We start from the raw sequence: 23,692 nt of genomic DNA on the forward strand, positions 1-23,692 counted from the left end.
TATAGCACTGTCTGCCTCGACGATGTCCGTTCTTAGCGGTTTGAGTGGAGTTACATTCAGGGCATTTCATCCTTCTATTATACCAAATCTAGCATTACTCTTTCAGCAACGCCGAGTTTAGTTTAGATCAGTCGCTTGTTCTTTGATAGTTCTTGTCACAGAACCCTATTTCCTTCCTCCGTTTATGTTGACGATCCCTTTGAGGGTATGACGCCTACTTTACCTGACTTAGAAACCGGATAAGAGTATTGTATATGTTGAGAAAATACACCAGGCAATTGCTACCGCAGAATGAATGCAGTGGGTAGCAGGATACAAGCATGACGTCATCGGGAGAGAATTCAAATGAATGCCCTACCTGGAGTCGCTATCCAACGCAAAATCTATGAAAGCTCAGCCTCTTTAGTGTATCGGGGGATTAGAGAGGTAGATGGTCGAGCGATCGTCATCAAACTACTCAAGCAGGATTATCCTTCTCCCCAGGAATTAACGCGCTACAGGCAGGAATATGCCATTACCCGGTCTCTGGATGTAGAAGGCGTAATCAGAGCATACAGCCAACAGGACTATCAGCGCACACTGGTCATTCTTCTAGAAGATTTTGGGGGGGAGTCCCTAGAGTATTGGATACAGCAGTGTCCAGAGACTTTCTGCCCCATGCCTGTATCTAATTTTCTTCCTCTTGCCATTAATCTCAGCGAAATCTTAGGCGGAATCCATACTGCTAATATCATCCACAAAGATATTAATCCTGGCAACATTGTCCTCAATTCAAATACTGGCGTTATCAAAATCATCGACTTTGGGATTGCAACTCAATTCAGCCGCACCAATCCTACGTTCAAAAGCCCGCATATATTGGAAGGCACCCTCGCTTATCTCTCCCCAGAGCAAACTGGGCGGATGAATCGTTCGATCGATTACCGCACCGATTTTTACTCGCTAGGAGTGACGTTCTACGAATTACTCACCGGACAAGTGCCGTTTCCGACAACGGATGTGCTTGAACTCGTCCATTGTCATCTTGCCAAACTCCCTATACCACCGTGTGAATTGAATCCTAAGATTCCCAAACCCGTTGCAGACATTATCTTAAAACTGATGGCGAAGAATGCGGAGGATCGCTATCAAAGTGCTTGGGGTATCAAAGCGGATTTAGAGGATTGTGCTTATCAACTAAAAGCAAGTGGTCAAATTAATTTCTCTCAACTGGGTCTGCAAGATGTTTCTGATCGCTTTCATATCCCCCAGAAGCTCTACGGACGTGAAGCGGAGATTGCAGCATTACTTGCAGCATTTGAGAAGGTAGCCGGGAAGCGGGAAGCGGGAATGGCAAGTGAGGAAACATACCCTACACCTCACGCCCTACACCCTACGCCCTGGCACAGCACAATAATGTTAATTTCTGGCTATTCCGGAGTGGGCAAATCAGCCTTAGTGCAGGAACTCTACAAACCCATCACGGGGAAGCGCGGTTATTTCGTCTCTGGTAAGTTTGACCAATTTCAGCGCAACATTCCCTATAGCGCGATTGTAGATGCACTGCGAAAGTTGGTGCAACAACTGCTAGGTGAACCTGATGCACAATTACAACAGTGGCGATCGCGTCTTCTCAACGCATTAGGCAGCAACGGACAATTGATTATTGATGTAATTCCCGAAGTAGAACTAATTATTGGCAAGCAGCCACCTGTACCGGAAGTTGGCGCAGCAGAAGCTCAAAATCGTTTTAATCGGGTTTTCCAACAATTCATCCGAGTATTTTGTTCAGAGAAACATCCTCTAGTCATTTTTCTGGATGATTTGCAGTGGATAGACTCTGCAACGCTTAAGCTGATTGAATTAATGACGTTGGATGATCAAACCCAGCATCTTTTTTTGATTGGAGCTTATCGAGACAACGAAGTGGACTCAACACATCCACTTGCATTAATGATGGAGCAATTGCGGAAACAAGGAGTAGTATTCCAGGAAATTGTTCTAAAACCTTTAACACTAGAGCCATTGAGTCAGTTGATTGCCGAGACGTTGCAGCATAATCAAAACACCGTTCATTCTTTAGCTGAGTTGGTGCTGCGTAAAACGGAAGGCAATCCCTTCTTCGTTAGCAAGTTTTTGGGAGTGCTGTATAACGAAAAACTGCTGAACTTTGATGCGGAACACCTATGCTGGCAGTGGGATATCGCTCAAATTCAGATCCAAAACATTACCGATAATGTCGTGGAATTGTTGCTGAACCAGTTAAGGAAGTTGCCTGAGAATACACAGCACGTTCTTCAGTTAGCAGCGTGTGTTGGTGCTGAATTTGATTTGGAAACGTTATCGATCGCTGGTGAAGAAGCCTCCAAAGCAATTTCCTTAGATTTATTGGCAGCGATTCAAGCTGGATTAATTCAACCGCTATCTGAATTAGATGAGAACTTGTTAGTTCAAGAGTATAAGTTCCTGCACGATCACGTACAGCAAGCTGCCTATGCTCTAATTGATGACTCGCAGAAACAAGGGGTACATCTGCAAATCGGTCGCAATTTACTCGAAAGGACTTCGCCAGAGCAGCGAGCAGAGCGATTGTTTAAAATTGTTGACCATCTGAATTATGGAAGCGAGTTAATCACTGAGCAATCTGAACGGAATGAGATTGTCAAACTGAATTTGCAAGCAGGTCAGAAAGCATTGGCAGCGACGGCTTATGAAGCAGCTTTCAAGTATTTCAATACAGGACTTAAACTCCTTGATATGGAGAGTTGGCAGCGTGAGTATGACTTAACCTTGGCGTTGCATTCAGAGGCAGCAGAGGCAGCATACCTCAGCGGTCACTTTGACGAAATGGAACGGCTTGTAGAAGCAGTGCTCAATCGTGCGAAGACAGCGCTTGATAAAGTGAAAGCTTACGATAACAGGATTCAAGCATGGCTGTCGCGGGGCGATACGAAAGAAGCACTTAAAACTGGCTTAGAAGTGCTGCAACTCTTGGGAATTAATTTAGTGGAGACTCCCAGTCAGTTAGACGTTCAAGCCGGATTAGAGGAAACCGCTTCACAACTCGCTGGGCGGGAAATCGAAGATTTGATTGATCTGCCAGAGATGACTGAACCTGTGCCACTGGCAGCAATCTACACGTTAGTCAGCACAGTGGGTGCGGCTTTTAATGTGACACCCGCTCTGATGGTGTTGATTGTGTGCAAAATGGTGAATTTGTCGATCTCTCATGGAAACGCGGTCTGGTCGTTGCTTGGTTATGCCGCCTATGGCATGATGCTGTGTGGCGTTGTCCAAGACCTTGAACTGGGCTATCGATTTGGCAAACTATCCTTAAATTTAGCGAAACGATTAAATAACAAAAGAAGCCATTGCAAAGCATTGCTGATGGTGAATTTCCATATCATTCACTGGAAAGATCACCTTAAAGAAACATTCCCTAGTTTAGCTGAAGCTTATCAAAGCGGTATAGAAAGTGGAGAGTTTGAATTTGCGAGTTATTGTGCATTTAGCCTCTGTTATTACCCCTTTTTTGCAGGACAAGAACTGACAGAACTAGAACGACAAGCAGCAATTTATCGTAAAGCCACCCATCAAATTAGACGAGAGACTGCTACCACTTGGCTAGCCATGTTGCAACAAACGAGCTTGAATCTGCAAGGTCAATCTGAAAACCCAAGTCGCTTAGTGGGTTGTCTCTATGACGAAGAGCAAGCAATATCACGGGCGATCGCGGTTAAGGAAGGAACTAGCCTTCACTACTTTTATTTAAATAAGCTGATTTTATGCTATCTATTCGGGGAGTATGAGCAAGCCGCAGAAACGGCTACTTTAGCAAAACCGTATTTAGGCGCAGCCACAGCAATAATCTCTGTAGCGATATTTCATTTCTATGACTCTCTAATAGTTCTGAGCTTGTGGGCGAATGCTTCAAACTTTGAAAAAGAGGCTTGGTTAAATCGCGTTAACGCCAACCAGGAGAAGATGCAGAAATGGGCACACCACGCTCCCATGAATTTTTTGCATAAATTTCAGTTAGTTGAGGCAGAGAAAGCGCGAGTTTTGGGTCAGTTATTTGAGGCAGAGGAATTTTACGAACAAGCCATTCAAGGTGCTAAAGAAAACGAGTATCTTCAAGAAGAAGCATTAGGCTATGAGTTAGCTGCCAAACATTACTTAGCTCGTGGACGAGAAAAGTTTGCTCAACTCTATATGAAGGAAGCCCATTACTGCTATGAACGATGGGGAGCAATCGCAAAGGTCAAAGATTTAGAGAACCGCTATTGTCAGCTCTTTCATCGATCGGAAGACATAGCTTCCATACCAATTCGCACCACTTCTGAAACTACTTCTAATACTTCACATATTGCTATCGATTTAGCAGCAGTAATGAAAGCATCGCAAGCGATTTCAAGTGAGATTGAGCTAGAACGATTACTTCATTCTTTGATGCACAGCCTAATTGAAAATGCTGGTGCACAAACCGGATGTCTGCTTTTAGAAAATGCAGGAGAATGGAAGATCGAAGCGACTTGTGAACTCAGTGAGGGCGCACAGGTCTGTGCAACGCGGGTGCTGCAATCAGATCCAATAGCAAATCGCTTACCTGAAACGATTATTCAATATGTGATTCGGACTCATGAATCGATCATTCTCAATGATGCTAGTCGTGAAGGTAATTTCATTCACGATCCCTACATTGAACGCGATCAAACGCGATCGATCCTGTGTTTGCCACTGCTGAACCAAACCAAGCTTGTGGGCGTGTTGTATCTAGAAAATCAGTTAGCATCTGGAGTATTTTCACTGGAGCGATCGCAACTTCTGAGTCTATTATCTACTCAGGCAGCAATTGCGATCGAGAATGCCAAACTGTACTCAGAGCAACGCGCAAGCAAAAGTCAGTTAGCGCAGTTCTTAGAAGCGATCCCAGTAGGTGTTGCAGTATTGGATGCAACGGGTCGCCCATACTACGTCAATCAACGGGGCATTCAATTAATGGGAAAAGGCGTTGATCCTTCTGCCCCACCCGATCAAATCGCAGAAGTTTATCAACTGTATGTGTCGGGAACGAACCAAATCTATCCAAACGAGAACTTACCAATCGTTCGAGCATTGAGTGGCGAATATACCAGAATTGATGATATGGAAATTCTCCACCAACATAGAAGAATTCCAGTGGAGGGATGGGGCACTCCAGTATTTGATGAGCAGGGGAATGTAGCTTATGCAATCGTAACCTTTCAAGACATTACTGAGCGCAAGCAAGCAGAGAATCTACTCGCTGACTACAACCGTACGCTAGAACAACAGGTTGCAGAACGGACAGCCGCTTTACAGCAAAGTGAAGCAGAACTACGCCATCGAGAACAAGAAATACGGTTAATTGCCGACGCTCTGCCAGCCCTAATCGGCTATGTAAATGCCAATCGATGCTATCAATTCATCAACCGTACCTATGAAGTCTGGTTCAACCGTAGCCGTGATGAAATTCTAGGCACCCCTGTTCGCCAACTTTTAGGTGAGGCGGTTTATCAACGGATTGAACCGTATATTTACCAGGTGTTTGAGGGGCAAACTGGATCCCTGGAAACAGAAATTTCCTTTCCGATTGGTAAACGGTACATCAGTGCAACTTTGATCCCTGATTTTGATGCCAATGCTCAGGTGAGAGGGTTCTATAGTCTCATCACAGACATTAGCGATCGCAAACGAGCCGAACAAGCCTCGATTCTGGAAGAACGCAACCGCATGGCACGAGAAATTCACGATACATTAGCGCAGGCTTTTACAGGCGTTTTGCTCCATGCAGGATCTGTAACACAAATGCTGGCAGATGATTCCGGCTCTACTCAGATATATCTGGAAAGGCTGGAAAAGATTGATGAACTAGCTCGAACCGGACTTGCTGAAGCTCGTCGTTCAGTGGTAGCGCTCCGTCCCCAGTTGTTGGAAGAGAGTACTTTACAGAGTGCTCTACATCGGCTCGTGACTCAAATGCGGTCAACTACCAAGACCACTTTAATCTACGAAAGCAAAGGTGTAGTTTACTCTCTTCCAACCGAAGTGGAAAATCACTTACTTCGCATTGGGCAGGAAGCTTTAACAAACGCCATCAAATACGCCAATGCTAGTAAAATTCTGGTTGAGCTAGTGTACGACGATGCTCAATGTCTTCTGCGTATTCAAGATGATGGACAGGGCTTTGGGGTTGGGAGTATTTCATCACTTGGTGGCTTTGGTTTGTTGGGAATGAGCGAGCGAGCAGAACAGATTGGTGCACACCTGGCGATTCAAAGCCAACCTGGGCAAGGAACAGAAATTATTGTCACTGTCAATCAGGAGTGAAAATCACCATGAGTCAATCCACTAAAATTCGGGTTCTGATTGTTGATGATCACTCCCTCGTTACAGAAGGATTGGCAAACATCATTAACTATGATCCAGAAATGATAGTGGTTGCTCAAGCAGAGGACGGGCAGCAGGCGATCGACCGGTATCGTGAACACCAGCCTGATATCACCCTCATGGATTTACGAATGCCGAGAATGGCAGGGGTTGAAGCCATTACTGCGATTTGTGCTGAATTTAAGTCAGCTCGAATTATTGTGCTAACAACCTATGATGGCGATGAAGATATTTATCGAGGATTGCAAGCAGGTGCTCAGGGCTATCTGCTTAAAGATGCAAAACCAAATGAACTTTTGAATGCGATCCGCATCATTCATAATGGTCAGCAGTATGTTTCTCCGACCGTGGCAAGAAAACTGGTGGAACGGATGAACAACCCAGTACTCAGTGAACGAGAGCTAGAAGTGCTCCGTTTAATGGCGCAGGGATTGAGTAATCAAGACATTGGGACTGCTCTAAATATTGGTGAAAGCACTGTTAAATCGCATGTGACTCGTATTTTGAGCAAGCTGGGAGTTAAGGATCGGACGCAAGCCGTCATTGCTGCTGTTAAACGTGGGCTTGTTAGTTTATAGGTTTCACTTTAGTTGAGACTTGGATTCCGACTTTAGTCGGAGACAAGCTACTGCTTTTGACGGATGACTTCGTCCATCCTTATGTTGTGCCAAATTATGGACTTTCAGTGGACGACATGTAGGAGTCAATTACCTATATTGATTTATGCAAACGCTAACAGCAATTTAGTTGCAGGGTTTAAGTTTGCTTGACAGGTCTGAAAGATGGCTGACCATCGCGAGCATCATTCCTTGTTTGCCCCGCATTTAATTCAGGATCACATTCAAGGTGTGCTAAGTGCCAGTGTTGTACTCATCATGTATGGAGATTATGAATGTTTTCAAAGTGCAAACGCCTATCGGTTGATTAAAGCCGCTCAACAGCAGTTAAGTCCTTCTTTCCAGGAGAATGATGTGTGTTTTATCTTTCGTCATTTTCCCCAGATACAAATTCATCCTCATGCTCAACGGGCAGCGGAAGCAGCGGAAGCAGCAGCAATGCAAGGTCAGTTTTGGCAGATGCATGAGATGCTCTTTATCCATCAACAAGCGTTAGAGAACGGGTACCTCGTGGAATATGCGAATCGTCTGGGACTTGATATTCCTCGATTTTTGCAAGACTTATCCAAAGGAGTTTATGTCGATCGCATCATTGCAGACATTCAAGGTGGATATCAAAGTGGGGTAGAAGCTGCACCAGCTTTGTTTGTTAATGAGATTCGTTATCGCGAGCGTTGGACTATTGAGCAATTAACAGTAGCCATTTCTCAGGTCTAACTACTTCCGGTTCATTTCCTGCTGCTTTCCTCCATGCCGAATGATTAAGTCGCGTTTTAACTCAAAGAACTTGAGTGGGTTGCCCAATCGCGATCTCCCAAGAATAAAAAGCAACTAATCTGAACATCAAATCCACCAACCTAAAGGAGAACAAGATGACCAGCAATCCTGTAAACAGCCAAAACATGAAACTCGAGATTGTGGTAATACCTGTTGCCGATGTCGATCGCTCCATAGACTTCTATAAAACGTTGGGTTGGCGATTGGATGCCGACTTTCCTGGCGAGAATGGCTTCCGGGTGGTGCAACTGACTCCTCCTGGATCGGAGTGCTCAATCATCTTTGGTAAAGGAGTGTCGTTAGCCGAGCCAGGTTCAGTTCAGGGTCTGTACCTCATCGTTTACGACATTGAGGCAGCCCGCGCCGAACTGGTTGAGCGGGGTGTCGAGGTGAGTGAGATATTTCACGACATCGGAGGGATCTTCCACCACGCGGGAACCGAAGGACGGGTACCGGGTCCCGATCCGGAACGTCGCGACTATGCCTCGTATGCCTCGTTCAGTGACCCAGACGGCAATGGTTGGATACTTCAAGAGGTCAGGGTGCGACTTCCAGGACGGTAACAAGACATCGGACAGAAGTGAAGTTCACAACAGAGATTATGGCAAGGAAATGGGTGGAGAAGTAGAAAAGTTACTTATTATCTCCTCTATCCCCTTACCCCTCTACCCCTTCCGCTATCAGCGCAATGTAGTGCTTGCTGTACTAAGTTTTGGAGGAGTCACAAATGAAGATTTTTGTTGCCGGGGAACAGGAGCGATCGGTCGTCCGCTACTCGACCAATTACTTGCCAAAGGACACAACGTTGTAGCGATGACCCGCTCCCAAGAAAGAGTACAGTCATTAGCAACACAGGGAATCGAACCTGCGATCGCCGATGTATTCGACCCAGATTCAATTAAAGCGGCTATCATGCGCGCTCAACCAGAGGTAGTGATTGAACAACTCACCGCCCTACCCAGGACTTACAGCCGCGAATCAATGAGTGCAGCAGCGCCTCTGAACACGCGCATTCGGTTAGAAGGCGGAGCCAATGTGCTGGCGGCAGCACAGGCAGTAGGGGTGCGCCGTTACCTGAGACAGTCGGTCGCCTTCTGGGGAATTCCCGGTGCTGGATTGGCAGATGAGGAAACACCGTTATCCCTTGATGCGTCCCCCGCCGTTGCCGCAGATGCTCGCCTCGTAACTGAGATTGAACACCGTTTATTGGAAACATCCAATCTCGGAGGAATTGCTTTACGCTATGGTTTCTTCTACGGACCCGGCACCTGGTTCAACCCCGATGGCGATGTAGCACAACAGGTGTGGCAGCAACAGTTTCCGGTCGTCGGGAATGGTGATGGCGTCTGGTCGTGGTTACACATTGGGGATGCAGCGATCACCACTGTTGCCGCCGCAGAGCAGGGCAACAGGGGTGTTTATCTGATTGCCGACGATCAGCCTTTAGCGGTGCGCGAATGGCTCCCTGAGTTTGCTCGATGGCTGAATGCTCCACTCCCGCCACAGATATCCGTTGAAGATGCTCTGAACAGGGATGGTGGTGCGGACATTGTTTACTACGGAACTCAGATGCGAGGCGCATCGAATGCCAAAGCAAAACGCGAACTGAATTTTCAGCCTCGACCATTGGAATGGATGGTTAACACCGTTGCGGTTCATGCCAGTTAACAAGTTAAAGGAGAAGCAAGATGAAGATTGCTCAGTATGAAACAGCGATCGTCGTTATGCATGTGATCGTTTATGGACTGCACGGCTTCGCGCATAACGAAATCCCAGTTTCCCTTTCTCTGCTTCAGGGTTTGTTTGTGGGTGTTGTGGTGATATTGGCTCCCATTATTGCAGCCGTTTTACTCTGGACGCCGTTTTACCACACCGGTAGCTGGCTCTTTCTGGGTTCAATTGCAGGCTCACTCCTTTCTGCAATCTACAATCATCACTTGGTCATTAGCCCCGATCATGTTTCTCAAGTGTCCTTTGAAGGATGGGGTTTACTTTTCCAAGTCACCGCTTACCTTATGTTAATTGTCGATGGATTGGGATGTTGGATTAGTGTATTGGCGTTGAGAACGATTCAGCCACCAGAGAAGGCGATATGAGTTTCTCTCAATGATTTTAACCACCATCGTTTTCTGCTGTTCTGGTTCGCGTACTCCTATGGAAATGCATGAGTGAAAAACGCTACCTATCGTGTTTTTCTCGCTTCAGACGACGGTAGGTATGTGAATGGCATCAAGCTGTTTGTCGATGGTGGTTATGCACAGATTTGAATAGATAAACGAAGGAGAAATTCATGATTACTGCTAAAATTCTCGCTTTTGCCGGGAGTACTCGCCAAGATTCTTTCAACAAAAAACTGGTGAAAATTGCCCTTGAAGGAGCTAAAGCCGCAGGCGCAGAAGTGACCTACTTGGATTTTCGCGATCTGCCCTTACCGCTCTATGATGAGGATTTGGAGGAGGCTGAGGGACTGCCAGAGAATGTCCTCCAGCTCAAGGCTCTGATGAAAGCACATCAGGGATTCCTCCTTGCCAGCCCAGAATACAACAGTTCGATCACCCCACTGCTGAAAAATGCGATCGATTGGGGATCACGTTCTGAACTGGGCGGACTTTCACTGGAGTGTTTCAAAGACAAGGTTGCGGTGTTAATGAGTGCTTCCCCTGGAACTTTGGGAGGCTTACGAGGATTAGTTCATGTCCGTTCCATTCTTGGCAACATTGGAGTTTTGGTGTTGCCAGATCAGCAGGCGATTGGAAATGCTTATCAAGCGTTTGATGAGAATGGCAATTTGAAGGATGAAGCCCAGCAGACAAGTATTCTGCAACTTGGCAACAAACTTGCAACGGTGACTGCCAAACTCAATCTCCCTAGCTAAACCAAGTAGAGCATTTCAACGTTCAGCGATCCAGACCATAAAGGTTGGATGCTCCAGAAGGTGAAGGTGCCGATTCCGGGGTTGACATGACTAAGAGTGACAAGGAGCTAAAAATAACAGGCTTTTCGCTCCTTCTGATACTCCCCATCAGTGCAGCAGTCATGCACTCACCGAAAGAGCTAAAGCCAACCAATTAGACAACCCCTAAAACGAGGACGCACGATGAAAACGCAGAAAGTATGGTTGATTACCGGAGCCTCCAGGGGCTTTGGGTTAGAAATTGCCAGAGCAGCCCTGGCAGCAGGCGATCGCGTGGTAGCGACGGTTCGCAGTCAGCCCGCACAACTCGCCACTGCCCTGCACAACCACCCGGATCTGTACGTTGTCCAGATGGATGTCACCCAAGAAGACCAAGTACAAGCGGCGGTCGAGCAAGGTATTGCCCGTTTCGAGCGGGTTGATATCTTAGTCAACAATGCTGGATATGGCATGGTGGCCGCGATCGAAGAAGCCACGGATGCCGAAGTTCGCAAACAGTATGACACCAATGTGTTTGGTTTACTGAATGTGACTCGTGCGGTGTTGCCCTATCTGCGCCAACAGAAATCCGGGCGGGTGATCAATATCTCGTCTTTGTTTGGCCACGATGTGGTTCCGGGCTGGGGATTGTACGGATCTACTAAATTTGCGGTCGAAGGTCTCTCAAAAGGACTAGCAGTGGAACTGGCACCACTTGGCATCCACGTTACAGCAGTGGCTCCCGGTCTTTTTACGACCGACTTCCTGAGCACTGAATCCTATGTCGCCGCTAAAACCATTATTGACGATTACCAAGCAACAGTAGGACCGATCCGGAGCGGAGCCGAGACGCTACACGGCAACCAACCCGGTGATCCGAAAAAGTTTGCTCAGGTGATTATTCAACTGGCCGCTACAGAGCGTCCGCCGCTGCATCTGCCCGTCGGGAAGGATGCGATCGCGATGTGCCAGAGCAACGCCGCAAAATTGGCCCAGGAAATCGAAGCCTGGCTACCAGTCGCTACCAGCACCGACCACCATGACCACCATGTAATGGCTTCGACCGTAGTCTGACCAGGAACCTTCACACATTATTTCCAAAGGAGTTTTACTATGAGTACTGAACAGAAAGTTGCTGTGATTACAGGTGCGTCGCAGGGCATCGGCGCAGCTCTTGTCAAGGCATACCGTGATTGCAACTATCGGGTGATTGCAATCTCACGCTCCATTGAGCCATCGGACGATGATGAGATTCTCTCAGTGTCAGGGGACATCGCGGATCGAAAAACTGCCGAGCGTGCGATCATCGAAGGCGTAACCCGATTTGGGCGCATTGACACACTCATCAATAACGCTGGCATCTTCATCGCTAAGCCATTTACCCAATACACTGAGGCAGACTACGTGGCGTACTTGGGCACCAACGTCACTGGCTTCTTTCACATGACGCAACTCGCCATCGCCGAGATGGAGAAGCAGGGCAGTGGACATATCGTGCAGATCTCGACGAGCCTAGTTGACAATCCGATCGCTGGTATACCATCCGTTCTCGCATCACTAACGAAGGGCGGACTGAATGCCGCGACCAAATCGCTGGCGATCGAGTATGCAAAGCGCGGTATCCGGGTGAACGCCGTTGCGCTGGGTACCATCAAGACGCCAATGCATCCTGTCGAGACCCATGCACAGCTCGATGCCCTGCACCCGATCGGTCATATAGGTGAGATCTCCGACGCCATCGATGCAATCCTTTACCTCGAATCAGCCAACTTTGTGACGGGTGAAATTCTTCACGTCGATGGTGGACAGAGTGCGGGGCACTAACACCGTCTTACAACCAGAGGAATGACTCTGACGCCTTCAAACAAAATTACGCGCTCGTCCAACCTGCTGACAAAGGAATACACATCATGACCTCACTCGAAAAAGGCATGATCTACGAATTACGCATTTATCACGCCATGCCAGGACGACTACCAGCGCTGCTTGCGCGCTTCCAGAACCACACGTTACAGATTTGGGAAAAGCATGGCATCCGTCAGGCTGGATTCTGGACAACGCTGATTGGCGAGAGCGAGAGTAACCAGCTCACCTACATGCTTGCCTGGGACAGCATGGCTGAGCGTGAGGAGCGTTGGAGTGCATTCCTCGCTGACCCCGAATGGATCGCGACTAAGACTGAAACCGAAAAGGACGGTCCACTCGTGCAGAACATTCGCAACGAGTTGCTGGCACCGACCGCTTTTTCCTCGGTGAGGTGAGCGGTGGAGCGAGTGACGGAACTCCAACCTATACCATCCGGCAATGCAGACTCCTTACCGTCACAACTAAACAATACGGACAGACAATCACTTAAAGACGTATATCTTGCTCTTGTTAGCAAGCGTGGGAAATACTTATGTGGCCTAAGACAGAACTGATAGATTTGCTTAAGATCACGCATCCAATAATTCAGGCTCCGATGGTTGGCGCTTCCACACCTGAGTTGGTTGCGGCTGTTTCTAATGCAGGAGGTCTTGGCTCGTATGGTGGGGCTGCCACCCCACCAGCCAAACTTCGCTCCTTTATCAGGCAAATTCGAGAGCTGACAGACCAACCCTTTTCAGTTAATTTGTTTGCCCCATCTGTTGAAGCGTATCAACTTACGCCTGAGCAGCAAACACCGATGTCTGAGCTATTAACAAAGTGGCACAACGAACTAGACGCCGGACCTGTGCCCGAACCAATACCGCTACTAGGACCATTTGTAGATCAATTTGCTGTCCTGCTTGAGGAGAAAATACCTGTCTTTAGTTTCCACTTTGGTCCTGCGCCAATTGAGGCAATTCGTGAGATACACGCTATAGGCTCAATTGTATTAGCAACCGCGACGACCGTCCGTGAAGCAAAAGCTCTCGTCGAAGCAGGAGTCGATGTCGTCATAGCCCAGGGCTTTGAAGCCGGAGGTCATCGCGGGACCTTTGCGGGACCTTATGAACACGGATTGATTGGAACAGCAGCGTTGGTACCACAGATAGCTGATGCAGTATCGGTTCCGGTCGTTGCGGCGGGCGGAATCATGGATGCTCGTGGCATCGTTGCTGCATTTGCACTTGGGGCAAGCGGGGTACAGATGGGAACCGCCTTTCTCGCCTGCCCTGAGAACAATATCCCAGAAGTCTATAGGCAGGCGGTACTCAAGTCTAAGGACGAAGACACGGTTATTACTGAAGTATTTTCCGGCAAACCCGCCAGAGCAATACGAAATCGATTTATACGTGAAATGGAAAATAACAGGGATAAGGTGCTGCCATTCCCAGCTCAGATGTCTATAGGGCGGGTTTTGTATCAGACTTCTGCTCAACAATCAAGTCCAGATTTTGTCAGTATGTGGGCAGGACAGGGAGCAGCATTAGCCGAAGCTCTCCCGGCAGGTGAGCTAATCGAAAAAATCAGACAAGAATTTCTTGCTGTAACGGCTTCTTTACAACTCAAGTAATAAGTTAACAGGCCAGACCAAACTCTATCTCTGAACAACTGCTTGCAAATGAAGATAACTGGTTTAAAGCTATATGACTCATTTTGCTATTATCTGTCCAGCGGTAACGGGCCACCTCAACCCAATGTTTGCATTAGGTCGTGAATTGCAACGGCGCGGTCATCGCGTTACCTTTATCGGAGTTCTCGATGCCCAAGCTACGACACTAGCAGCAGGATTGGAATTTCGGGCGATCGCAGAATCTGAGTATCCTTTGGGGGCGATTCCAAAATTGAGTGCACAACTGGGGGAACTGAGCGGACTTGCTGCATTGCGTTACGCCTTTCGTAATTTCCAACAACAGTTGAATGCTGCGTTACTTCGGGATGCCCCAGGAGCGATCGAGGAGGCTGGTGTAGAAGCATTACTGGTGGATCAAGTCATACCAGTGAGAGGGACTCTTGCAGAATTTCTGGACATACCGTTGATTGAGGTATGCAATGCTTTGATCGAGAATCCAGACGACACCATCCCGCCTTTTTTTACAACCTGGAGCTATAACCCAGCCTGGTGGGCGCGTCTACGCAATCTAGCGGCTAACCTTCTGTTTAGTCGCATCGTAGGCTCAATCGAGCAGGTAAATCAACAGTATCGCCGACAGTGGAAGTTACCTCTGCACTCTAGTAGCAACGAGCGATTTTCCCCACTGGCGACTGTGAGTCAACAGCCTGCTGAGTTTGAATTCCCGCGCCAAACCTTGCCCGATTACTTCCATTTCACAGGACCGTACCATGACTCAAGCGGGCGGGTACCTGTCGATTTCCCCTATGAAAAGTTGACTGGGCAACCGCTGATTTACGCTTCTATGGGAACCCTACAAAATCGTCAGCAAAAAGTTTTCCAATGTATCGCAGAGGCATGTGTTGGGTTAGATGCCCAGTTGGTGATTTCTCTGGGGGATTCCGGTAGCCCAGAATCCTTGCAAGGGCTGCCCGGAAACCCCTTGGTTGTCGGCTATGCACCTCAACTAGAACTGCTCAAAAAAGCAACGCTCACCATCACTCATGCAGGCTTGAATACCACTCTAGAATGCCTCACCGATGGGGTGCCGATGGTGGCGATTCCCATTGCCTTTGACCAGCTTGGAAATGCAGCGCGTATCGCTTGGACAGGGGCAGGAGAGTTCGTTCCCCTATCGCGATTGAGTGTCCCTAGGTTGCGAGGCGCTATACAACGGGTGCTGACCCAAGAGTCTTACAAAAAGAATGCAACTAGGCTACAAGAAGCCATTCGCAAAGCAGGTGGGGTTAGTCGAGCCGCTGATATTATCGAACAGGCTGTATCCATAGGGAAGCCTGTCTTGGCTCAAGCACGGTAATAGATAAATTCTTCTACGTTTAGGATAACTCAACTTTTTGTTTTTTTTGCTTGGCTTCATGCGACGTTTGTAGAAGGCAATTCAGCTTCTTATAGACAACAAAAAAGTATGCTTTGCCCTACGCCTCAAACAGAATGCGTTTGTCAAGAAACCCGGCAAAACCTATCAAAAGCTCAGTGAAATAGGTTTGGTTCCTGGAATGAAACTGTTTAACGGAGGATGGCATCAGTGAATTACTACCTGCTCGCCAACTGATTCCAGGAATGAATTGGAATCAGATGGATGAGAGGTAACAGTTCGATTCATCCCACCTCTTGGTACACCGAAGTGAAATTCACTTGAATGCTGAAAGTCCAGGAAGAGAGACATCCATCTAAGTTGCGTCTTAACTCAAATAACTTGAATGGTTTGCCCAATCGCGATCGCAGAAGAATGAAAAGTAACCAATCTGAACATCAAACTTACTAACCAAAAGGAGAACAAGATGAGTAGCAATCATGTAAACAGTCCAAACATGAAACTCGAAGTTGTGGCGTTCAACGTTTCCGACGCTGACCGCGCAAAGGCATTCTACGAGAATCTCGGCTGGCGGCTCGACATCGACGTGGTGGAGGGCGACTTCCGTGGCGTGCACTTGACTCCGCCCAACTCAGATGCCTCGATCCTCTTCGGCAAGGGACTCACTCCAAAGAATTCTAGCTCAGCACACGGCTTGGTCCTCGCCGTGGACGACCTCGACGCCGCCCGCGAAGACTTAATCGCCCGTGGTGTCAACGTAAGCGAGATCTTCCACTACGCCGGGGGACCCTTTAACTACGCCGTGGAGAACCCGCACGTCAGCGGACGCGACCCGCAAGGTCGTTCCTACTTCTCATTTGCCTCGTTTGAAGACCCGGACGGGAACGTCTGGCTGCTCCAGGAAATCACAACGCGGCTTCCTGGGCGTCTGTGGGACTCGACACGAGCAGGAGAGCTAGACGTTGCAATCCTTGCAAACCTTCTCCGCGAGACGGCAGAGCACCATGACCCTTACGAGAAGACTCACGCCAAGCATGACTGGTGGGACTGGTACGCGCCCTATCTGAGTGCGCGTCAGAATGGCAGCAGTCCAGAAGAGTCCGCCGCCGCCGCTGACCGTTACATGGAGAAGATTTTGCCTGTTCTTTCTAAATGATGCAGTCAGAATGGCATCCGCCAGGTCAGGTTCTGGACGATGCTGATCGGCGAGAGTAATCAGTTCACTACATACTCGCTTGAGACAGCATGGCTGATCGAGAGAAGCGTTGGAGCGCATTCCTCACTGACTCCGAGTGGAGTGCAATCTACAGACTGAGAAGGGCGGTTCACCTGTGCAGAACATCACTAACACGTTATTGGCACCAACCGCCTTTTCCTTGCTGAGTGAGCGATGAGGCGTGCTACGAAACTCGCACCCATCGCTCATCTTACCATCACAGCTGAGTAATGTGGGCAGACAATACGTAACCTCTGTTCAATCCAATCGGAGAAAGATCAATGTCCGGTGTTCGTCGAAGTTGACGGTTACTGATCGTGTTTAGCCTGATTCATGAAACGGACAATTTGCAGCAAAGAGAAAACACCATGACCAAACTGAAAAAAGTACGCTACAAAACTAAAGCCCGCACCGTAGGTGCCTTCGTCCTGCTTTCGGGACTCCTCGTCACGCTCTTTGCAGCAGTGTTGCTGGCACCGCCCGCGCGCGTGCTGGCGCAGCAATCCGCCCAGCCTAGCGCACAAACCCAGGTTATGACCAAGGCGAGCGCGAGGGATATCCGCGGTGCTTCACCATACGTCGCGATCGAGAACGAACCCGCACCCAAGCTGATCGTGGACCCCCCGCTTCCCGAAGGGTTGGCTCTGGGCATCTTCTGGGCCCAGTACCGAGTGGAGAACTTACGCATCGTACCCGTGTTCGGGACGGGTGCCCGCCATGTATCTCCACGTGTCGGGCATCTGCACATAACCGTTGACGACCTGCCCTGGTGGTGGGCGGATGCGAGTGATAACAACACAATCGACATAGCTGGGCTGCCGCCCGGTCAGCACAAGGTGAAGATCGAGTTGGTTGACCCTAACCACAACGTCTTCCCCGGACAGGTAGTAACGCAGACGTTCACCGTGCCTGACCGTAAGAGCGCACATTTGCACTAACGGAACCTCCATGCCCGGTCCGCCTCTTCGGAGTAGAAGAGCACGAAAGCCCGCTTCGAGCTTTGGCGCAGCAGGTAGAACAGTCTACTCATGCAGAACATCAGTAATACGTTGCTGGCACCGATCGCCTTTTCCTCGCTGCATTGAAGGATCGGGCAAGCAACGGAACTCAAACCCAAAACTCGCCCCACTATCAGAGCTAAGTAATGTGGGCAGACAATACGTAACCTTAGTTCAATTCAATTGGAGAAAGAGCAATGTCTGAAAAAATTAACTATCAACGCCGCCGCTTTTTGGGCATTGCAGCCATGACCATTGCGACTACACAGCTCGGTCGATTCGGTTCTGCGATCGCACAATCGAGCCAAACAAAACGAATAGAGACTGCCATGACTCAACCCGGAACCATGCAGTCCACTGACAAAAACGCAATCCGCCCCTTCCGCATCAACATGTCGGAAGAAGCACTCGTCAACCTTCGCCGCCGCATCACAGCAACGCAATGGCCCGAAAAGGAGACTGTCACCGACCAGTCGCAAGGTCTACCGCTCGCGACGATGCAAGAACTCGCGCGCTATTGGGCGACAGATTACGACTGGCGCAAGGTCGAGGCAAAATTGAACACCTTACCGCACTTCATCACCGAGATCGATGGACTAGACATTCATTTCATTCATGTTCGTTCGAGGCACGAAAACGCGTTACCGCTCATCGTCACGCACGGATGGCCCGGCTCGATCATCGAGCAGCTGAAGATTATCGATCCACTGACCAATCCCACGGCACATGGCGGAAGTGCATCGGACGCTTTCCATGTGGTGATTCCGTCGATGCCGGGCTATGGCTTTTCCGGCAAGCCGACTACTACTGGCTGGGGTCCCGAACGCATGGGCCGAGCCTGGGACGTGTTGATGAAGCGTCTGGGCTACACCCGCTACGTCGCCCAAGGCGGCGATTGGGGTGCGTTTGTCGTTGACCAGATGGGCTTGCAGGCACCTGCGGGATTGCTCGCCATCCACACCAACATGCCTGCCACCGTTCCAGCTGACGTTGACAAGACACTCCAAGCAGGCAGTCCAGCGCCATCGGGTCTCTCAGCTGACGAACAGCGCGCCTATGAGCAGCTAGTCAGAACGTTCAAGCAAGTTGACTACGCCAAGTTGATGGCGTCGCGCCCGCAAACCTTGTACGGCATTGCGGATTCACCCGTCGGACTGGCCGCTTGGCTCCTGGATCATAATGATGCTGACGGCCAGCCAGCGGCGGCGGTCGCCTCGGCTCTGAACCGAACCACGAGCGCCACGGGCGAACTAACCCGAGACGAGATCCTCGACAACATCACGCTTTATTGGCTGACAAACACGGGGGTCTCTGCGTCCCGTCTCTATTGGGAATACAAGGGTGGCTTTTTCAACACCAAGGGCGTCTCCATTCCGGTGGCGGTGACCGTCTTTCCCGGCGAGCAATATCAGGCTCCGCGGAGCTGGACTGAGCGGGCCTATCCTAAGCTCATCTACTATAACCGAGCGGAAAAGGGCGGCCACTTCGCGGCGTGGGAGCAGCCAACGATTTTTGCTCAGGAACTGCGGGCGGCCTTCAAGTCCCTGCGGTTGTCCAAATGACAGCCTGGCAATAACTTCGTCCGTGGGACAGCAAATCCCCCATCGTGACCAGCCAGCCGTTCGTTACTCAATTTCGGAACGGAAGCCGTTGAGACGGACAAGGTTATTTGTAAGAAAGAAAATGACATCCTTTTGAAAGGAAAACACCATGAGCAAGATTATTAAAGCTGCCGCCGTGCAGATTAGCCCCGTGCTGTACAGCCGACAGGGTACCGTTGAGAAGGTCGTTAAGAAGATTCGTGAGCTGGGCCAACAAGGCGTTCAGTTCGCAACTTTCCCCGAGACCGTCATTCCCTATTACCCCTATTTCTCCTTCGTGCAGCCCCCGTTCGCGATGGGAAAGGAACATCAGCGGCTGCTCGAAGAGTCGGTCACGGTTCCGTCTGACCAGACCCAGGCGATTGCCGAAGCCGCGAAGGAAGCAAACATGGTCGTTTCGATCGGTGTCAATGAGCGCGACGGCAGCTCAATCTACAATACGCAGCTTCTGTTCGATGCAGACGGGACGCTGATCCAGCGCCGCCGCAAGATTACGCCAACCTACCATGAGCGGATGATCTGGGGTCAGGGGGACGGATCGGGGCTGCGTGCCGTCGATAGCGCCGTTGGGCGCATTGGGCAGCTCGCCTGCTGGGAGCATTACCTGCCGCTCGCCCGTTACGCACTGATCGCCGATGGTGAGCAGATCCATTCGGCGATGTATCCAGGATCGTTCGCCGGCCCACTGTTCGCGGAGCAGACGGAAATCAACATCCGCCAGCACGCCCTCGAATCCGCTTGCTTTGTCGTCAGCGCGACGGCGTGGCTCGATGCCGATCAGCAGGCCCAGATCATGAAGGATACGGGTTGCGCGATCGGTCCGATTTCCGGTGGCTGCTTCACCGCCATTGTGAATCCGGACGGCCAGATCATCGGCAAGCCTCTCAAAGCGGGCGAAGGGGAAGTGATTGCCGATCTTGACTTTGCCCAGATCGATGCCCGCAAGCGGCTGATGGACGCACGCGGTCACTACAGCCGCCCCGAACTGCTCAGTTTGCTGATTGATCGGATGCCTGCATCGCACGTCCATGAGCGCACCGTATACCCCAATGCTGATGGCTTGCGTATGGCTGTCGCACAGGAGAGGAGCGTCGAGGTTGTCTAATTCCACTGTACCTATCTGAACCAACTACAGGGAGGTCAGCACATGTCCGAAGAAATTAACCGTAATCGCCGCTCCTTTTTAACAACCACAGTTCTAACCATTGCTGCCACCCAGCTCGGCAGGCTCGACCGCACCAAACAGCACGCTACACCGACAACGGCTGAGTTACCGATTGAAGGCGAACTGCCTTCTCTTGTCGGCGCGATCGCGTGGCTCAATTCACAGCCATTAACAGTTGACGAACTGCGTGGAAAAGTCGTGCTGATCAACTTCTGGACTTATACCTGCATCAATTGGCTGCGCCAACTCCCTTATGTTCGCGCGTGGGCCGAGAAGTATAAGGATCGGGGACTAGTAGTAATTGGTATACATACGCCGGAGTTTGAATTCGAGAAGAATATCGATAATGTCCGCCGAGCCTCAACAGAAATGAAAATTGACTATCCGATCGCCGTGGATAACGATTATGCGGTGTGGCGCGCTTTCGGGAACTATTATTGGCCAGCCCTTTATTTTATAGACACGCAAGGACGCATTCGTCATCATCAATTCGGCGAAGGCGAGTACGAGCGATCGGAACGGGTAATTCAACAGCTACTGTCTGAGTTCGGAACTGACCGTGTCGGTCAGGAAATGGTCGAAGTCGATGCTCGCGGTTTTGAGGCTGCCGCCGATTGGGACAGCCTGAAATCGCCTGAAAACTACCTCGGCTACCAAAGAACGGAGAATTTTGCGTCTCCCGGTGGCGCAGTGTTAAACAAGGGTCATTTATATACCGCCCCCGCGCAATTGAACCGTAATCAATGGGCACTTTCGGGCGATTGGACTATCGGAAGACAAGCCATTGTACTGAACAAGTCCGGCGGGCGAATCGCGTGCCGCTTCCACGCCCGCGACCTTCATCTCGTCATGGGGCCGGCCGAGCGAGGAACGTCCGTGCGGTTTCGCGTACTCGTAGACGGGCAGTCGGCAGTCGCAGCTCGCGGACTTGACGTCGATGTGCGAGGCGAAGGCACGGCTACCGAACAGCGGTTGTACCAACTGGTCCGACAGCCGAAGCCCATCAGCGATCGACAGTTCGAGATTGAGTTTCTGGATTCCGGGATGGAGGCTTTTGCGTTCACGTTCGGTTAATCACGCAAACAGATAAGCCTTGGCAACGAGCGACAAGAAAGTGAAAGCAAGGTAAATGATATGACGATGAAATCTTCACATGACAGCCCAATCCTCGTGACCGGAGCGGCAGGCGATATCGGTGCGATTGGTCGCAACCTCACCGCAATGCTGCTCGAAAAGGGGCACAAGGTGCGCGCCTTGGTTCGGCGGGAGGATGAACGCGCTGAGAGTCTGCGCCAGCTTGGAGCCGAGGTTGTGCAGGGCGATCTGACCGATCTTGACTCAATGCACTGGGCGATCGAAGGGGTTGCGCGCATCTACTTCGGAATGTCGGTCTCGGCGGCTTATCTCGAAGCCACGGTCAACACTGCTGCGGTGGCGCGCCACCACGGGGTCGAGGCTTTCGTGAACATGTCGCAGATGACAGTGACGCAGATGAGCATTACCGAGACCACTGACAGTCCACAGCACAAGCTGCACTGGCTGGCGGAACAGGCATTGGCATGGTCGGGGCTGCCGATCGTGACGGTGCGGCCGACGGTTTTCCTTGAGAGCTTCTTCCTGCGTCTCGCTGCTGCTGGAGTCCGGGACAGCGACGAACTGGCGCTGCCGCTGGGTAACAGCAAGACCTCGCCGATCTCGGCTGTTGATGTGGCGCGTGCCGTTTCTGTGATCCTCGAGAACCCTGCCTCGCACATCGGTCATGTTTACAATCTGACCGGATTTGAGTCGGCCGATCTGGATCACTATGCGCGCGCGTTTTCCGAGGCACTCGGTCGAACAATCCGCTATCGTGACGTGCCGCTCTCCGGGTGGGTTGATACGCTTCGTAAGTTTGGGGTGCCGACGCACCTCGTCAACCACGTCGCGGTGATGGCCGAACTTCACGCGCAGGGGCGGTATGACCGCATGACGGATGACCTGTTCAAGCTCACCGGCAAGACGCCGACGAGTATGTACGACTTCGTGAAATTGCACGCCGCTGAATTCACGCCCAGTGAAGTCGCGGCTTGATGGGCAGGTCGCTCGTATATTACCGAGTGGACAAAAGCGGACACTTCGCGGCGTGGGAACAGCCGTAGCTCTTCTCTGAGGAGATCCGTGCCGCGTTTCGATCGCTACGCTAGTTGGCTCGGCCACGCACAAACCCAAAAATTCCAAAACTACTCAAAAGGAGGACACCGTGACTCAATCAGAAGTTACGCAACGAAACAGCGGACAGGCATCTGATAGCAGTGCGATCAGGAGGAACGAACCCATAACCGTCTCGTTGCACACATCTATCCAGCCGCAATTCCGCACCGTTGACGGGCTATCCATCCGCTACGCCGAGAGCGAGGACCCAGGGCGAGGTGTGCATACCCTCCTCCTCAGTCCGTGGCCGGAGAGCCTGTATGCGTTCGAGCCAGCGTGGTCGCGGCTCACCGAACACGCGCACCTCGTGGCGGTGGACCTCCCGGGCTTCGGACACTCCGAACACCGCGACGCGCTCATGTCTCCGCGCACGATGGGCGAGTTCGTTGTGCGCCTTGCCGACGCGTTCGGGCTGGAGCAGCCACACGTCGTCGGCCCCGACATCGGTACCAGTGCCGCGCTCTTCGCCGCAGCCCTCCGTCCGGGGCGGCTGCGCAGCCTCGTGGTCGGGAGCGGGGGCGCGGCAGTTCCGCTACAGCTGGGCGGCCTGCTGAAGGAGTGGGTCGAGGCCCCCGACCTTGAGCCGTATCGCCGCCTCGACGGGCGACAGATCGTCACTGCGGCAATCGGGAAGTTTGAGCGATACATGCCGACCGACGTTGCGCGCGAGGACTACCTCTCATCCTACGAGGGCGAGCGCTTCGCCGAGTCGATGCGCTACGTGCGCGCGTATCCGACGGAACTCCCCAACCTCGCCGGCCTGCTACCGAGAATCCGGACGCCAGTGCTGATCGTTGCCGGCCGACGGGATCACGTCGTGCCCCTGGTCAACGCGGAGTTTCTCCTCGAACGGCTGCCCGCAAGCAAACTCGCCGTCCTCGACGCGGGGCACTTCACGTGGGAGGACGCCGCCGACGAGTACGCGGCGCTCGCCACGGGCTGGTGGGACGGAGGCTACGCGGCCGCCGGCCACCGAGCTGGCGACTGATCTCGCC

At 50.9% G+C, this 23,692-nt stretch carries 19 protein-coding genes and 1 pseudogene; all 20 read left to right on the forward strand.

Annotated elements, in window-relative coordinates:
- The first annotated feature begins 345 nt into the window (after positions 1-345).
- The 20 genes and pseudogenes from NC996_RS10380 to NC996_RS10475 all read left to right on the forward strand — a co-directional run bounded on the left by NC996_RS10380 (position 346) and on the right by NC996_RS10475 (position 23,685).
- Positions 346-6,327, forward strand: coding sequence for an AAA family ATPase (locus NC996_RS10380; RefSeq protein WP_190684951.1), 5,982 nt, complete (start codon positions 346-348; stop codon positions 6,325-6,327).
- 8 nt (positions 6,328-6,335) lie between these two features.
- Positions 6,336-6,965 (forward strand): response regulator transcription factor, encoded by a 630-nt coding sequence (locus NC996_RS10385; protein WP_190684955.1) that lies wholly within the window; start codon positions 6,336-6,338, stop codon positions 6,963-6,965.
- 204 nt (positions 6,966-7,169) lie between these two features.
- Complete coding sequence (locus NC996_RS10390; protein WP_190684956.1) at positions 7,170-7,721, forward strand: thioredoxin domain-containing protein; 552 nt, start codon at positions 7,170-7,172, stop codon at positions 7,719-7,721.
- 185 nt (positions 7,722-7,906) lie between these two features.
- The gene (locus NC996_RS10395; RefSeq protein ID WP_199303034.1) at positions 7,907-8,344 is read left to right on the forward strand and encodes a VOC family protein; all 438 of its coding nucleotides are present in this window, start codon (positions 7,907-7,909) and stop codon (positions 8,342-8,344) included.
- A complete protein-coding gene (locus tag NC996_RS10400) occupies positions 8,271-9,449 on the forward strand; it encodes an NAD(P)-dependent oxidoreductase (RefSeq protein WP_199303037.1) in 1,179 nt (392 codons plus the stop codon). The genes NC996_RS10395 and NC996_RS10400 overlap by 74 nt, the downstream gene beginning before the upstream one ends.
- A gap of 20 nt (positions 9,450-9,469) precedes the next feature.
- Positions 9,470-9,877: a hypothetical protein gene (locus NC996_RS10405; protein WP_190684961.1), complete on the forward strand. Its 408-nt coding sequence runs from the start codon at positions 9,470-9,472 to the stop codon at positions 9,875-9,877.
- 93 nt (positions 9,878-9,970) lie between these two features.
- Positions 9,971-10,048 (forward strand): annotated as a pseudogene (locus NC996_RS10410) (oxidoreductase); the annotation flags it as partial.
- Between the two features lie 23 nt (positions 10,049-10,071).
- Positions 10,072-10,656 carry an NAD(P)H-dependent oxidoreductase gene (locus NC996_RS10415; RefSeq protein ID WP_190684964.1) on the forward strand — a complete coding sequence of 195 codons (585 nt, stop codon included), beginning with the start codon at positions 10,072-10,074 and terminating at the stop codon, positions 10,654-10,656.
- Between the two features lie 222 nt (positions 10,657-10,878).
- The gene (locus tag NC996_RS10420; RefSeq protein ID WP_190684966.1) at positions 10,879-11,748 is read left to right on the forward strand and encodes an oxidoreductase; all 870 of its coding nucleotides are present in this window, start codon (positions 10,879-10,881) and stop codon (positions 11,746-11,748) included.
- Positions 11,749-11,787: 39 nt separating this feature from the next.
- Positions 11,788-12,498, forward strand: a complete 711-nt coding sequence (locus tag NC996_RS10425) for an SDR family oxidoreductase (protein ID WP_190684969.1) — start codon at positions 11,788-11,790, stop codon at positions 12,496-12,498.
- 107 nt (positions 12,499-12,605) lie between these two features.
- Positions 12,606-12,935, forward strand: coding sequence for an NIPSNAP family protein (locus tag NC996_RS10430; protein WP_190685150.1), 330 nt, complete (start codon positions 12,606-12,608; stop codon positions 12,933-12,935).
- 137 nt (positions 12,936-13,072) lie between these two features.
- Entirely contained in the window at positions 13,073-14,152 is a 1,080-nt protein-coding gene (locus tag NC996_RS10435; RefSeq protein WP_190684972.1) for a nitronate monooxygenase family protein, read from the forward strand.
- A 73-nt stretch (positions 14,153-14,225) separates the two neighbouring features.
- Positions 14,226-15,509 carry a glycosyltransferase gene (locus NC996_RS10440; RefSeq protein ID WP_190684975.1) on the forward strand — a complete coding sequence of 428 codons (1,284 nt, stop codon included), beginning with the start codon at positions 14,226-14,228 and terminating at the stop codon, positions 15,507-15,509.
- A 484-nt stretch (positions 15,510-15,993) separates the two neighbouring features.
- Positions 15,994-16,683 carry a VOC family protein gene (locus NC996_RS10445; protein ID WP_190684977.1) on the forward strand — a complete coding sequence of 230 codons (690 nt, stop codon included), beginning with the start codon at positions 15,994-15,996 and terminating at the stop codon, positions 16,681-16,683.
- 428 nt (positions 16,684-17,111) lie between these two features.
- Entirely contained in the window at positions 17,112-17,681 is a 570-nt protein-coding gene (locus tag NC996_RS10450; protein ID WP_347277785.1) for a DUF6130 family protein, read from the forward strand.
- Between the two features lie 257 nt (positions 17,682-17,938).
- Positions 17,939-19,303: an epoxide hydrolase family protein gene (locus tag NC996_RS10455; RefSeq protein ID WP_190684980.1), complete on the forward strand. Its 1,365-nt coding sequence runs from the start codon at positions 17,939-17,941 to the stop codon at positions 19,301-19,303.
- Between the two features lie 148 nt (positions 19,304-19,451).
- The gene (locus NC996_RS10460; protein ID WP_190684983.1) at positions 19,452-20,447 is read left to right on the forward strand and encodes a nitrilase-related carbon-nitrogen hydrolase; all 996 of its coding nucleotides are present in this window, start codon (positions 19,452-19,454) and stop codon (positions 20,445-20,447) included.
- Positions 20,448-20,489: 42 nt separating this feature from the next.
- Positions 20,490-21,581, forward strand: a complete 1,092-nt coding sequence (locus tag NC996_RS10465; protein ID WP_190684986.1) for a thioredoxin family protein — start codon at positions 20,490-20,492, stop codon at positions 21,579-21,581.
- A gap of 66 nt (positions 21,582-21,647) precedes the next feature.
- Entirely contained in the window at positions 21,648-22,577 is a 930-nt protein-coding gene (locus NC996_RS10470; RefSeq protein ID WP_190685156.1) for an NmrA family NAD(P)-binding protein, read from the forward strand.
- A 340-nt stretch (positions 22,578-22,917) separates the two neighbouring features.
- Positions 22,918-23,685, forward strand: a complete 768-nt coding sequence (locus NC996_RS10475; RefSeq protein ID WP_199303042.1) for an alpha/beta hydrolase — start codon at positions 22,918-22,920, stop codon at positions 23,683-23,685.
- Positions 23,686-23,692: the final 7 nt, after the last annotated feature.

The organism is Trichocoleus sp. ST-U2 (assembly GCF_039961875.1).
Classification (GTDB): Bacteria; Cyanobacteriota; Cyanobacteriia; order Cyanobacteriales; family FACHB-T130; genus FACHB-T130.